This is a genomic window from Pleomorphomonas oryzae DSM 16300 (assembly GCF_000422965.1).
Taxonomy (GTDB): domain Bacteria; phylum Pseudomonadota; class Alphaproteobacteria; order Rhizobiales; family Pleomorphomonadaceae; genus Pleomorphomonas; species Pleomorphomonas oryzae.
Genome location: NZ_AUHB01000010.1, coordinates 14,023 through 26,931, shown reverse-complemented (window position 1 = coordinate 26,931; position 12,909 = coordinate 14,023). Strand labels below are relative to the sequence as shown.

The 12,909-nt window shown below is 66.0% G+C and carries 11 protein-coding genes; 3 read left to right on the top strand and 8 right to left on the bottom strand.

What is annotated here, in order from left to right:
• Positions 1 to 120: 120 nt before the first annotated feature.
• Positions 121 to 501, top strand: a complete 381-nt coding sequence (locus tag G522_RS0116340; RefSeq protein ID WP_026791971.1) for a hypothetical protein — start codon at positions 121 to 123, stop codon at positions 499 to 501.
• 8 nt (positions 502 to 509) lie between these two features.
• On the opposite strand, the gene G522_RS29650 is transcribed toward G522_RS0116340, so the two are convergent.
• The 6 genes from G522_RS29650 to G522_RS0116310 all read right to left on the bottom strand — a co-directional run bounded on the left by G522_RS29650 (position 510) and on the right by G522_RS0116310 (position 6,093).
• Entirely contained in the window at positions 510 to 683 is a 174-nt protein-coding gene (locus G522_RS29650) for an NUDIX domain-containing protein (RefSeq protein ID WP_156886960.1), read from the bottom strand.
• Positions 670 to 1,956 (bottom strand): bifunctional folylpolyglutamate synthase/dihydrofolate synthase, encoded by a 1,287-nt coding sequence (locus tag G522_RS0116330; RefSeq protein WP_026791970.1) that lies wholly within the window; start codon positions 1,954 to 1,956, stop codon positions 670 to 672. The genes G522_RS29650 and G522_RS0116330 overlap by 14 nt, the downstream gene beginning before the upstream one ends.
• 258 nt (positions 1,957 to 2,214) lie before the next feature.
• Positions 2,215 to 3,984 carry a chloride channel protein gene (locus tag G522_RS0116325; protein ID WP_026791969.1) on the bottom strand — a complete coding sequence of 590 codons (1,770 nt, stop codon included), beginning with the start codon at positions 3,982 to 3,984 and terminating at the stop codon, positions 2,215 to 2,217.
• Positions 3,985 to 4,338: 354 nt separating this feature from the next.
• Positions 4,339 to 5,178 (bottom strand): MBL fold metallo-hydrolase, encoded by an 840-nt coding sequence (locus tag G522_RS0116320; protein ID WP_026791968.1) that lies wholly within the window; start codon positions 5,176 to 5,178, stop codon positions 4,339 to 4,341.
• A gap of 20 nt (positions 5,179 to 5,198) precedes the next feature.
• Positions 5,199 to 5,525: a hypothetical protein gene (locus tag G522_RS0116315; protein WP_026791967.1), complete on the bottom strand. Its 327-nt coding sequence runs from the start codon at positions 5,523 to 5,525 to the stop codon at positions 5,199 to 5,201.
• A 7-nt stretch (positions 5,526 to 5,532) separates the two neighbouring features.
• A complete protein-coding gene (locus tag G522_RS0116310; protein ID WP_245586678.1) occupies positions 5,533 to 6,093 on the bottom strand; it encodes a sugar ABC transporter in 561 nt (186 codons plus the stop codon).
• A gap of 113 nt (positions 6,094 to 6,206) precedes the next feature.
• Here G522_RS0116310 and G522_RS0116305 point away from each other — a divergent pair, with 113 nt between their 5' ends.
• The gene (locus G522_RS0116305; RefSeq protein ID WP_026791965.1) at positions 6,207 to 7,097 is read left to right on the top strand and encodes a LysR substrate-binding domain-containing protein; all 891 of its coding nucleotides are present in this window, start codon (positions 6,207 to 6,209) and stop codon (positions 7,095 to 7,097) included.
• A gap of 687 nt (positions 7,098 to 7,784) precedes the next feature.
• A complete protein-coding gene (locus tag G522_RS0116300; RefSeq protein ID WP_084633224.1) occupies positions 7,785 to 9,890 on the top strand; it encodes a methyl-accepting chemotaxis protein in 2,106 nt (701 codons plus the stop codon).
• 655 nt (positions 9,891 to 10,545) lie between these two features.
• Here the strand turns inward: G522_RS0116300 and G522_RS30295 are convergent.
• Positions 10,546 to 11,076 carry an invasion associated locus B family protein gene (locus G522_RS30295; RefSeq protein ID WP_026791963.1) on the bottom strand — a complete coding sequence of 177 codons (531 nt, stop codon included), beginning with the start codon at positions 11,074 to 11,076 and terminating at the stop codon, positions 10,546 to 10,548.
• A gap of 41 nt (positions 11,077 to 11,117) precedes the next feature.
• Positions 11,118 to 12,887: a ShlB/FhaC/HecB family hemolysin secretion/activation protein gene (locus tag G522_RS27205; RefSeq protein WP_084633223.1), complete on the bottom strand. Its 1,770-nt coding sequence runs from the start codon at positions 12,885 to 12,887 to the stop codon at positions 11,118 to 11,120.
• Between the last annotated feature and the right edge of the window lie 22 nt (positions 12,888 to 12,909).

Below are 12,909 nucleotides of genomic sequence, written 5' to 3'. Positions count from 1 at the left end.
CCGCTCCGCTCCGGTTCTCGAACTCATCGCCAGCTGCCGCGCCCCAGCGAACTTCGAGGCAGGCTCTAAGAACGGCCGACCAAACAGGGCCGCAAGGCCCCTGCAAAAGGAGACCATCCCATGACCCGTGTCTTATTTATCGGACAGACCCCGGAGACCGTGGATTTTTCCGACCCTGCGCTGCCGCCGGGCTTCGACGCGGAGAAGATCCGCGCCGGCATCGCCATCGGCATGAGCAAATTGAGAGAGCGTGGATGGCAGGCGGATGAATGCATGATCTCGCCAGACGACGCGGGCCGCGCCACGCTCGAGAAACAGCTGGCATCGACCAACTACGATTGCGTGGTGATCGGCGGCGGAATGCGTCTGCCCCCGAAGGGGCTCGTGATGTTTGAAATCGTCGTGAACCTTGTGCACAAGGCCGCCCCCGGAGCGGCGATTGCGTTCAACACGCGACCGGAAGACACCGCCGAGGCCGCGGCACGATGGGTGCGCGGGTAGGCCTTGGCCTAGTGCCGCAGGCCATAGAGCTGGGTGGCGCAAACCGTGAGGCCGGCTTCTTCCCGCATTTCGGCCACGACATTCTCCGAGGCCGAATGCCCGACGTCGGCAAAGCCGCCCGGCAAGGTCCAACGGCCGTCGCTTTTCTCGCGAACCAGAAGGATCGTATCACGCCTTTCCATTCGCCTCGATGGCACCGACCAGATAGAGCGAGCCGGTGACCAGTACCCAGGCGCCGGATGTCGCGGCTCGCCCAAGCGCCTTGTGGTAGGCCCGTCGCGGATCGGGTTCGATTTCGCTGCTCAAGCCAAGCTGTCTGGCCATGGCGCTCAGTTCGCTCGGCGAGCGCGACCGGCCGCTGGCCACGGTGAAGATGATCGACACCTGATGGTGCGCCAGCACCGAGAGGAGGCCGAGCGCGTCCTTGTCCTCGGCAAAGGAGACGACGGCGATGCAAGGACCGGCGAAGGCAGCCTGCTTGCCGAGGTCGGTCATGACGGCCGCGAGGTTGAACGGAACATGGGCGCCGTCGAGGGCGACATGGACGGTGGCCAGCCCCGCTTCACGCCTCACCTTCGTCATGAAGGTCTCGAGGCGGCCGGGCAGCCGCGCGGCCTCCCGAGTGGCCGGATCGAGTAGGGCGGCGCCGAACGCCAGCTTGCCGTCGCCGATGCCGAGGGCATCGAGGACCGCGCCGGCCAGCGCCGCGTTGCGCTCCTCGATGCCGGCGTCATCCGGAATGGCCGGACGGATGAGCGTGGCACCGAGCTGCTGGGCGCGCGAAGCGATGACGGCGCCGGCCTCGTCGGCCTCGGCCAGCGGCGTTATGGCGAGGGAGCCCGGCTTGATGATGCCGGCCTTTTCCGAGGCGATGGCGGCGCGCGTCTTGCCCAGCACCTCGGTGTGTTCCAGCTCGATGTTGGTGATGATCGCCGCCTCGCTCTCGACGATGTTGGTCGAATCGAGCCGACCGCCGAGGCCGGTTTCGATGACCGTCCATTGCACGCCGGCGCGCATAAAGATCAGGAAGGCGGTGGCGGTCAGCACGTCGAACCAGGTAGCGTCGCGCCCGGCGCTGCCCTCGGCGCGCGCCGCCCGCAAGGCATCGAGCGTCTGGCCGAGCGCGGCGGCAAGGTCCGCCTCGCTGACCGGTTGGCCGTTCAGGGTGATGCGTTCGCCGATATGGACGACATGCGGCGAGCTATAGCGGCCGACCTTGTAGCCGGCGCGGATCAGCCCCGCCGCCAGAAGCGCGCAGGTGGAGCTTTTGCCCTTGGTGCCGGCCACATGGATGATGCGATAGGCGCGCTCCGGGTTGCCGAGGCGGCCGGCAAGGTCGAGCATCGGCTCAAGCCCGACCCGCATGCCGCCGCGCGGCCGCTGCTCCCAGTTGGTCAACTGGTCGAGCGCGGCAAGCTGGGCGGCAAGCTCTGGGTTGGAAATCGTGTTGGCCATACGGCGCGTCCTCGTGGTTGGCCTACTCATGTAGCCACAGTTGTCGGCGCCGAACACCCGGCGCTGATAAAATGTGCCACAGGCCGTCGATCATCCTGAGGCCGCCATCAGGCAGGGTGCCCGAGACGAAGGCTGCCATCAAGGCTGGAGCGCTATATCAGCCGGGTGCTCCATCCTGACCGAGGTACACCTTGAATTTACACGTGAACTCAAGGTGTACCTCAGGACGAGGAAGGCGAGGGGGAACTAAAGGGTGCCTCACCCTTCCCCCATCAGCTCCCGCCGCGCCTTGTCGAGCTCCTCGGCATATCGCCGCATCAGATACTGCTCGGTCAGCAGCCCGATGACGCGGCGGGATTGGCGGCTGTCGACGACGGCGAGTTCTTCGGCTTTGGCGGCGTCGAACAGTTCGGCGGCTTCCGAGACGTTCATCGACGGCTGGAGCATGGCGTCGCGGTGTCGCAGCAGCGGGGCGATTTCGCCTCGGCCTTCGCTGGTGCCGGCGGCGTAGGCGTCGGCCACCACCATGATGCCGGCATAGCCGCCATTGCCATCCACGGCGATGGCGCGCTGGGTGGAGCCGAGCGGGAAGATGGAGCGGAAGGCATCGAGCGTCAGCGTGGCCGAGACCGTACGGACGTCGGAGCGCATCATTCTGGAGACGGTGAGCGAGCGCATGCGGCCGATGTCGTGGGCGCTGCGGATGGTCTCGCCGCGCAGGTGCAGGCGCCAGGTGGAGAAGGAGTAGCCGAAGGTTTCGCGCACCACCACGGCCGAGACGATGGACGCGGCGAGCACGGCGCCGGTGATACTGAGGTCGCTGGTGGTCTCGAGCGCCAGGAAGGCCATGGTCATCGGGCCGCCGACCACGCCCACCGCCATGGCCGCCATGCCGACCACCGAGGCGAGCAGCGGGGAGAGATGTGGCAGGATGCCGGCGTCGACCAAGAGCAGCGCATAGGCCTTGCCGAACAGCGCGCCGAGGTAGAGCGAAGCGAAGAACAGGCCGCCACGAAAGCCCGAGCCGAGCGACACCGCCGAGGCCAGCACCTTCAGCACGAACAGCACCATCAGCATCTGCCAGCCGGCGTCGGAGGCAAGGTCGACATGCAGCGCGCCGTGGCCGGAGGAGAGCACGTGCGGCGTCATCAGCGCCAGCGCACCGACCAGCGCGCCACCGATGGCCGGGCGCGCCCAGGCGGGGATCTTCGCCCAGCGGAAGGCGCGCTCGACACCGGTGACCAGCTGCATGACGGCGACGGCGAGCAGGCCGCCGATCAGGCCGAGCAGGATGAAGGGCGTGAGGTCGGCGGCGGTCAGCACCGGCACCGGGCCGACCTCGATGGTGGTCTGCACGGCGCCGAGCCAGCCGGCGGTGAGGCTGGCGGCCAGCGAGGCGGCCAGCACGGGGGCGACGAGGGCCACCGAATAGGTGCCGATGATCAGCTCGAAGCCGTAGAAGGCGCCGGTGATCGGCGCGTCGAAGGCGGCGGAAATGGCGCCGGCGGCGGCGCAGCCGACCAGCGTGCGGATGTCGCGACGCCTGAGGCGCATGGCCTCGGCAAGGCGCGAGGCGAAGGCGGAACTCGCCTGGGTGTAGCCGGCTTCCAGCCCTACCGAGGCGCCGAAGCCGGAGGAGACCATGGTCTGCACCGCGAGCAGCAGGCTCTCGGGCACCGACATGCGGCCGCCGTGCAGGGCGTTGGCCTCGATGGGGTCGACCGGCGGGCGGGTGAAGCGGCGGCGCGTCAGATAGGTGATGAGGGCAAGGGCGATGCCGCCGGCGATGGGCACCAGCGCCAGGGCCGGATGCGACAGGCTGTCCTGCTGGCTCAATCGCTCGCCGGACGGCAGGCCGTAGAGCAGGTGATGGGCGACGTTGGTGATCCAGCTCATCGTGGTGACGACGACGCCGGCCAGGCAGCCGACCAGCGTGGCGATGACGAGAAGGCCCAGTTCGCGATAGCGGCGCAGCCGGATGAGGGCGCGGAAGCCGGCGAGGGTGAGGGCGGAGACGGTATTGCTCAAGGTATTGCCCACGCTGGGAGAAAAGCGATCGTCGCCGGGTTTAGCCTGCTTTCGTGTCGGATTGAAAGCGGAGGGGTGGTTTTATTGGAACCGTTTTCACCATGCGCGGGGGGTGCCTAGTGGTTGGTCCGGATGGATGGTGATTGTCGACGCTGTCAGACACCATGCGGCTGAACGGTTTCCGGCGTTGGCGCGTTTGTCTTTCCCGTAGCCGGGATCGACGCGTCATACCCGTTCCGCTTGATCTGGACTCATCGGCTCAAACGGATTTCGGCCTGATCGGCCGGCGCCTGGTCGGGCACTTCCGCTTCCGTCAGGTTCCGCCCGGAAGGTCGAACCCAGACGGAAGCGGTATCATTCGTCGTAAGTCAGGGCGTAGCCCGCGCCGGTCCGTTCGATCCGCGCGAAACCGAGCTCTCCGATATGCATGCCGGCGATCGGCAGGCGTTCGGTGACGACGCTGTCGAGAAGCTTCGATCGTGTGGTGGCTGCCAGCTCCGCATCCAGATCGAAGGCGATGGAAACATCCGGGCGAGCAATCTGGATCGCCGGGAAGTGCACGATGTCGCCCCAGATCAACAGGCTGTTGCCGCCGGCATCGAGGCGATAGCCGGTGTGCCCGGCCGTGTGCCCCGGCAGGGGCAGGGCGGTGATGCCGGGAAGCACTTCGCCACTCTTGAAGGTGCGGAGCCTGTCGCGGTTCTCGTCGAAGGCTTGGCGGGCGATCAGAAAGGCGCCGCGAGCCCGCTCGCTGGCGCGGGCGAGATGGCCGTCGTCCTGCCAGAAGGCAAGCTCGCTCTCATGCAGGACGAGTTCGGCATTGGAGAAGCCCACGTCGTCCAGCGGTTTCAGCAGTCCGCCGATGTGATCGGGGTGGGCGTGGGTCAACAGGATGGCGTCGATCTCGGCGGGGGCGACGCCTGCGAGACGCAGATTGTCCTTCAGCTTGCCACCCGATTGCCGGAGCCCGCCGGTTCCCGTGTCGATCAGGACGGTGTGCCCTCTCATGCGCAGCAGGTAGCCGTTGACGTGGAGGGCGGTCGGGTCCGGCGCGCCGGCGTTGTGTTGCAGTCGAAGCGCGTCGGCTGGATCGATGTTGGTGAGGAAGCCGAGGCTGTCCGGCATGTAGCCATCGCTGATAGCGGTCACTGTGACGTCGCCGACCCGTCGGGTGGAGAATAGGGAAGCAGACATGCCTGTTTCCAAGCGGCGCATCAATTGCGGGCATAAAGCTGGGACGCCGCGTAGCCGAAGCAGCGGATGCGCGCGGTGAAGCCGGAGGCCTTGCGGATGGCCTCGTCGAGCCCAACCATGAAATGGTCCATCACCTCCGGCGTGCGCGACCCCGTCAGTCGATAGCTGATGGAGGCGAACACAGGATGGCCGCGCCCATGGCGGACGGGAACGGTGATGACGTGCACATTTTCCGGCGTTGCCTGGAGAACGCCGATGCACAGGTCGGCGCATCGGTCGGTCAGCTCAGAAAGGCGCGCATCGGGTGGCATCTCTTCCGCCGCAATGAAGATCGTGACGTTGGGCATGGCGATCCTATCGAGCCGGTCGCGCGGCGGCGCGGTTCAGTTGCGCCGTCATCGCTTCATAGACATCAATGCCGCGCGGCAGGCGTTTAGCGGGCGGCAACTGGGTACGGGCCACCTTGGCGAGCCAGCGCTGGGCGGGAGATTTCTCCAGCGCGGTCGCCAGCAGATGGGATGGGGCGAGGCCCAGCTCGGCCAGCGCCTGGGCTCCGACAGAGCTGATCAGCAGAAGCTCGTCGGGGCCCACGTCCGGCGCCCGGTCGAGACCGTCATAGAGGTTGCGGTGCCAGTCGGTGATGTGCTGCTGCCAGCGGGCAAAGTTGCCGCCGCCCTTCTGGCGGTACTCCTCGCCGGTCAGCACGTCGAGACCGTCGATCGAGTGCAGGGCGAGATAGACCGGGCAACCGGAGCTCAGCGCCTTGAAGCGTTGCGAGGTGTGAAAGCCGCCGACCGAGATCAGCGCCGGCAGCTTTCCCTGGCTGTAGAAGTCGTTCCACTCCGCTTCGCTGCCGGGATCGGCGAAGCTGCATTCCACCGTGTAAATCACTTGATCCTCCTCCGGCCGGGGCATGCTGCCGTCCTGCCTGTGTTGATCTTTGATCAAGCTAGTCGCGCTCTGCTGGCCAGAACATCGATATTGCCTCATGCTTCAGTGACTGAATGTCATTGATCGAGGAGAGGCCGATGCGCCGCAGGATCCCGAGCCATTCCGCGCTGATGGCGTTCGAAGCGGCAGCCCGCCATGGCAGCTTCACCCATGCGGCGGACGAACTGGCGCTGACCGAGGGGGCGATCAGCCGCCAGATCGGCCGTCTCGAAGCCTTCCTCGGCGTCACGCTTTTCGAACGGGTGGGCAATCGCGTGCGGCTGCTGCCAAATGGCGAGCGATACGCGGTGCAGGTTCGCGAGACGCTCGACCGGCTGGAGCGCGACAGCAACTACCTGATGGGCCAGCCGGCGGACGGCGCGAGCCTCGATATCGCCATCCTGCCGACCTTCGCCACGCGCTGGCTGATCCCTCGTCTGGGCCGGTTCAGGGAGCGGCATCCGAACGTCACCGTGCATCTTGCCGAGCAGATGGAGCCTTTCGTTCTCGCCGGCAGCGGTTTCGATGCGGCCATCCACTTCGAGCATCCGGCCTGGGCGGGCATGCGCACCTACCGCCTGCTGCACGAAGTGCTGGTGCCGGTCTGTCATCCGTCGCTGATGGAGGGACGGGACGCGGCGACGGCGCTCGATGCGCTGCCGCGTCTCCATCGCCGCCAGAACCCGGAGGCCTGGCGGCTCTATGCCGAGGAGAGCGGCGTCACGCTGAGCAACCCGGCGATCGGCCCGCGCTACGATCTCCACGCCATGCTGATCGAGGCGGCGCTGGCCGGCCTCGGCGTCGCGCTGGTGCCGCGCCTTTATGTCGAGGCAGAGCTGGCCAGCGGCCGGCTGGTCGCGCCATGGCCGGAGGGAAGGTCGGTTTCCAAGACGTTCTGCCTCGTTCTTCCGGAGCCGGTACGACTGAGCGACGGGCCGCTGCGGGCTTTCGCCGACTGGTTACTGGAGGAGGCAAGGCCGGCCTTGTGACGTGTCGTCATTGATGAAGACTACGGTGTGAAGCTTGCTGGTCGCCGCGCCCACCGACGCGGCTGCTGGAGCTGATCGACATGGGGCTGTCGAAGTGAAGGGACGGCGTTAGCGGTATCGATGCCGTCTCGCTCCATCGCTACTTTCGTATGAGTTAAGGCGATGATGGCAGGGGAGGGCTGCGCACCCGGGCCGCTCACCGTTCACCGGCGGCCGCAGTGGATTGCGCGTAACCGAGGTTCACTAGTTAAATTTATCGATAATGTTTCCCAGAAAAATTTTCAATATCGGACCATTCCAGCGGCGGTGGCTGATGGCATCGATTGGATTTCGTGACGAGATTGGCGGGTTATGGCGATCATCAACACTCGCAACGATGCCAATTGAGTTGTTCGTCTGATTGAACAATGGCCGGCATTACCGTCGAGAGGATCGATGTTGCTGGATCATGGACCGTTCTACATCAAGAAGAACTAATCGGTCCGATAGTGTAATCTGCGCCGCTTCCGGTTGCCGGGCTGGTATTTGCTATACCATGAAGGGTTGTTTCTGCGGTTCGCCAAAAAATTGTGTGCGATCATTCATGCGTGAGCTTGAATAGATCGCCTACCGGCTCCGGTTTTTATTTAAGAAACTATTCAATTTTGAATCCTAACCATAGTTCACATTAATAAAAGGGGCTTGAAAATGGGCAGGATTTTGAGCCGGTTCTCGCTGGGGACTGTGCTGGGCTTTTTCACCGTTCTGATCTGCGTGGCGGTGATTGGCGTCACGGCCAAGCTGATGCTCGGCAGCTATTCATCATTGCAGACCGCGAAGTCCGTCACCGCGCTGACCAAGATGGACGAGTATGTGTTCAACGTGCTGCAGTCGCTGCGCTATGAGCGCGGCGATACCGACACCAGCATGCACATCGACCCCGACAAGGCCGCCACGCTGATGAAGGGCGTTGCCGGCTATCGCGACATCGTCGATACCAACATGGCGAAGATCTCGGCCGAAAGCCTCGACGATTTCGCGGCCTGGAAGCCGACGGCCGGTGCCATCGCCTCGAGCTACGACCTGCTGAAATCTCTGCGCGCCACGGCGGACGCCAACCTCGCCAAGGCGCCGGCGGAGCGGGACGCCGACTTCCTCAAGAACTATCTCAAGACGTCGGCCGGCATTTTGACGGTCTTTGAAAGCGCTTCCAAACAGCTCGACGCCGAGATCCGCCGGCTCGATGCCGAGAGCGGCGAGCTGCTGCTCACCAAGCAGATGGCCTGGACGGCCCGCTCGGTGTCCGGCACGCCGGCCATTCTGACGCAGGGCGCGCTGTCGGCCGGCAAGCAGCTGACGACGGACAGCGTGCGCGCCATCATCGCCGGGCGGGCGCAGGCCGAGATCAACTGGGCCACCATGAAGGAGCTGGCCAAAACGCAGAACCTCGGGCCGGCCTTCGACAGCGCCGTGAGCGCGGCCGACGACGCCTATTTCGCCGGATCGTTCAACGACGCCTATCTCAAGACGATCGACGAGCTGTCGGCCGGCGACAAGAGCGCGATGACCTTCGACACCTTCAAGGGCCAGGTGACCGGCGCGCTCAGCAAGGTGGCCAATGTCGCCAGCGCGGTGATTGCCGTGGCGCTCGATCGGGCCGAAGCGGTGGCGAGCCGTGAGAACGAACTGTTCCTCGGTTACGCGGCGCTGATGGTGCTGGCGATCGCCCTGTCGGTGCTGAGCCTGCTGGTCGTCCGCAGGCATGTGGTGCGGCCGCTCAACGCCATGACGCAGGCGATGGCGAGCCTTGCCGACAACGACCTCACGGTGGAGATTCCCGGCGCCGGGCGCGGCGACGAGATCGGCGCCATGTCCGAGGCGGTGAGCTTCTTCAAGGACAAGCTCATCCACAATCGCCAGCTCGAACAGGATGTGGCGGCGCAGAAGGCGATCGCCGAGACCGAGCGGCGGGCCGTCATGGCCAAGATGGCCGACGATTTCGAGGCGGCGGTCGGCGGCGTGGTGGGCGCGGTGTCCAGCGCCTCGCATCAGCTGCAGGGCGCGGCCGAGACCATGTCGGCGACGGCGGAGGAAACGACGCACCAGTCGACGGCGGTGGCGGCGGCGGCCGAGCAGGCCTCCTCCAACGTGCAGACGGTCGCCTCGGCCGCCGAGGAGCTGGCGGCGTCGGTGGGCGAGATCAGCCAGCGCGTGCAGCATTCGGCGCGCATTTCCAGCGAGGCGGCCCATGAAGCCGATGCCGTGGCCAACAAGATGGGCCGTCTGTCGGAAGCGGCGCAGAAGATCGGCGACATCATCGGCCTGATCACCAACATCGCCGGCCAGACCAACCTTCTGGCGCTCAATGCCACCATCGAAGCGGCGCGGGCGGGCGATGCCGGCAAGGGCTTCGCCGTGGTGGCCGCCGAGGTGAAGAACCTCGCCGATCAGACCGCCAAGGCGACGAGCGAAATCGCCCGGCAGATCGAGGACATCCAGAGCTCGACCCAGGAATCGGCGGCGGCCATCGGCACCGTCACCGGCACCATCCGCCAGATGAACGACATCGCCATGGCCATCGCCTCGGCGGTGGAAGAGCAGGGCGTTTCGACCAACGAGATCGCCCGCAACGTCCAGCAGGCCTCGGCCGGCACCAGCGAAGTGTCGTCGAACATCGTCGGCGTCACCAAGGCGGCGTCCGAGAGTTCGGCCGCCTCGACCCAGGTGCTAGCCTCGGCCTCCGAGCTCAACCAGCAATCGTCGCGGCTCAGGCAGGAGGTGGGCCGGTTCCTGGCAACTGTGCGGGCGGCCTAAACGGAAACTCTACTGGGGCGGCGGAGAGCAGCGCTCGTTTTCACGAACGCTGCTCTCCTCTTTCCTGGTGCATCGTTTTCTCGGAAAACCGGTTCCCACTTTTCCGAACGATGCTTTGGCCTAGTTTTCTGCGCTTCCGGTGCTCACGGGTGGTTTCCTAGGGCGCAACGCCGGACGCAAAACCGCTGGGCACTTTTGCTGGCGTTGCTTGAAGCCCGCTCCGCTCCGGTTCTCGAAGCCGTCGCCATCTGCCTCGCCCCAGCGAATTTCCGTTCAGGCCTAGGAGCCCTACGTCTTCGGAATGCTATATCAGCGGCTCGCCCCACCTTCCTGAGGTCCCCGCCTGCGCGGGGAAGACAGCTTGATAGAGGCGCCGCCGATCATCTATGTCTTTGTTATATATAATTTCCTGTCTTCCCCGCGCAGGCGGGGACCTCGGGCAGGATAAAGCGCGAGGCTGCTATGGGGCACCCATGGAAGCCGGATGCAACGAGGGAGATGGGACGCGCCTTGGGTGGTTCCTCGAAATGGGGCGGGTGGCGTGACAGGCATTTGATCGGGGCGGCGAAGGGCTCTATCTCCTTGTTTCACCGCAATTTCGGACGCAAAACCGGTTCCCACTTTTGCTGAAATTGCTCTAGCGAGCACCGCTTTTTCACTTGCCGCTCATCGCCTCTTCGGCGGCCTTGAAGCCGTTGAGGGAGATCGGCAGCGTCACGGGCCGTCGTTGCGCGTCGACGACGGAGAGCGTCGCCGGCTTGTCGGCGGCTTTCATGGCGGCGATGGTGGCGTCGTCGATGTCAGCCTGGGCGAAGCAGACCTGAAGGCACTGCTTGAATTCGGCCCTGACAGGCGCCTTGCCGCCGGGAACGGTGAGACTGGCGCCATCCGGCAGCCAGACGCCGGGCGGCAGCTGGATGACGATCTGGGCCGGCTTGTCCGGATCGGGGCGGCCGACGACCACCCGTGCGGCGACGTTCTTGCCATCGGGCGTGGGGGCCACGCCGGCGACCTCGCAGGTCTTGCTGTCGTCCTTGACGGCGACGCAGTGGAGCTGCCAGTCGCGGTATTGCGCGGTGGTCGACTGCGGGGCGTCGGTGCTGGCCGCATGAACCGGAGCGATGCCCGCAAGGCTCGCCGAGGCAAGAAGGACGGCGGGAAGGCGGCGGAACATTCGACCTTGCATGGACGTCATCCTTGGCATGGTGTGCGGGTGGCCGGAAGGGATCAGAACCTGACGTTGACGGTGCCGAGCACCGTCCAGTCGCCGGCCTCGACGCTGCCGGCATCGGTCATCGCCCGGCCGGCGGTGACGCTGGCGGTGAGGTGGTCGCCGACCGCCGCGTCGAGCCCGACACCGAGCGAGACCAGCTTGTTCGATGCCTTGGTCGACAGGTTTTCGCCCCAGGCGGCATCGGCGAACAGATAGGGCGACAGGCCGAGGGCGAGCCCCGGGAGCGGCGGGTTCTGGGTTGGCAGTCGCAGCTCGTTGCGGAAGATCAGGCCACGGTCGACGGCGACATTGGAAAAGCCGTAGCCTCGCGAGCCCGCCGAGCCGCCGAGCGCCAGCTGCTCGGTATCGGGCAGCGGCGTATCGGCGATCAGCCCGGTGATGCCGCCGATCCAGGCAAAGCCCTTGGGCAGGTCGGTGCGCCGCGTCAGGTTGACGACGCCGTAGACATAGGAGGTGTCGGTGACGCGGCCGTTGGAATAGCTCGACCATGCCGCGTTATCGGAGTCGGAGACGGTCGATCCGGGGTTGAGTTCCAGCCTGAGATCGAGCGCGGTCTGGCCGAGGGGATCGGCGATGGTGTTGGACCAGCCGATGGCGAACTGCATCAGCCCGGCGGTGCCGGCGGCGGCCTTGACGCCGTCGTAATAGACATCGCGCTGCAGGCCTTTCAGCTCGACGCCGCCGTAGATGTCGCCCCAGTAGTGGCCGGGCAGGATGTTGGAGACAGCCGAGCGGTAGTAGACCGGCACCTCCCAGGTGAGGTTCTCCACCGAGAGGTTGGCGTCGAGGCTCTGGCGGGTGGCCACCACGTCCGGGGTGATTTCGATCTGCTGCCGGGCGAAGGTCGGGATGACGATGCGCGCCGCCTCGCTGAGATAGTCGGGATAGTCGCCGCCATCGAGCACGATACGGCTGGGATCGGACCAGAAGTTGGTGCCGCCGGTGACCAGCACCGACAGGGTGGTGCCGTTCAGCGATGGCAGGAACAGGCCGGCGCCGAGCGAATAGCGTTGCAGTCCCGTTGCCGACGAGCCGCTGTTCGACCAGCCGGCGGTGAGCGACCATGGCTTCTGTTCGGTGACGCCGAGGGAGAGGTTGGTGAGCGCGGTGGCCTCGCCGGGGGAGAACACGGCGCCGACGTGGCGGTAGGGCGTGCGGTTCAGCCAGTCGAGGTCCTCGCTGAGCTCTCGCGCATCGATCGTTTCGTTGGGTTTCGCCCGGACGCCGGCCATGATGGCGGCCTCGTCGGCGCCGGCACCCGAGACGGTGGAGCGACCGAGCTGGAAGGCGACGACCCTGAGCTGCACCACGCCGGAGGTGATCTCCTGCGGCGGCGCGGTGACCGACACGAAAGGCAGGCCGAAGGACCGGTAGACGCCGGCCACCGCCGCCTGCAGTGCGGCGATCGCATGGGCCGAAAGCGGCTTGCCGAGGAAGGGCCTCAACGCCTGCTCCAGCGCCGGCCGGAGGGCGTCCTTGCCCGCCGTCACCGGCGCCAGGGACACCGAGATGCCGTTCGCCGGCCGCGTTGCCACCGCGTCATGCTCGCCGATCAGCGAGACGCCGGCGAGGTTGACGCCGTAGGGCGTCGTGTCGTTGGAGCCGTAGGTCGAGGCGTCGATGGTGATCGGCGCGGCGTTCGTTGGCGGTGCCGCCACAGGATGGCGCTCCAGCACGCTCTGCGCCTCAGCGCTGGCCGCCATGAGCGCCAACACCCCGAAGCCGCAAGCGACCGACCATCCCCGCCCTGTCCTACGCCCCATCTTCAGAATCCCTGACTGTCCA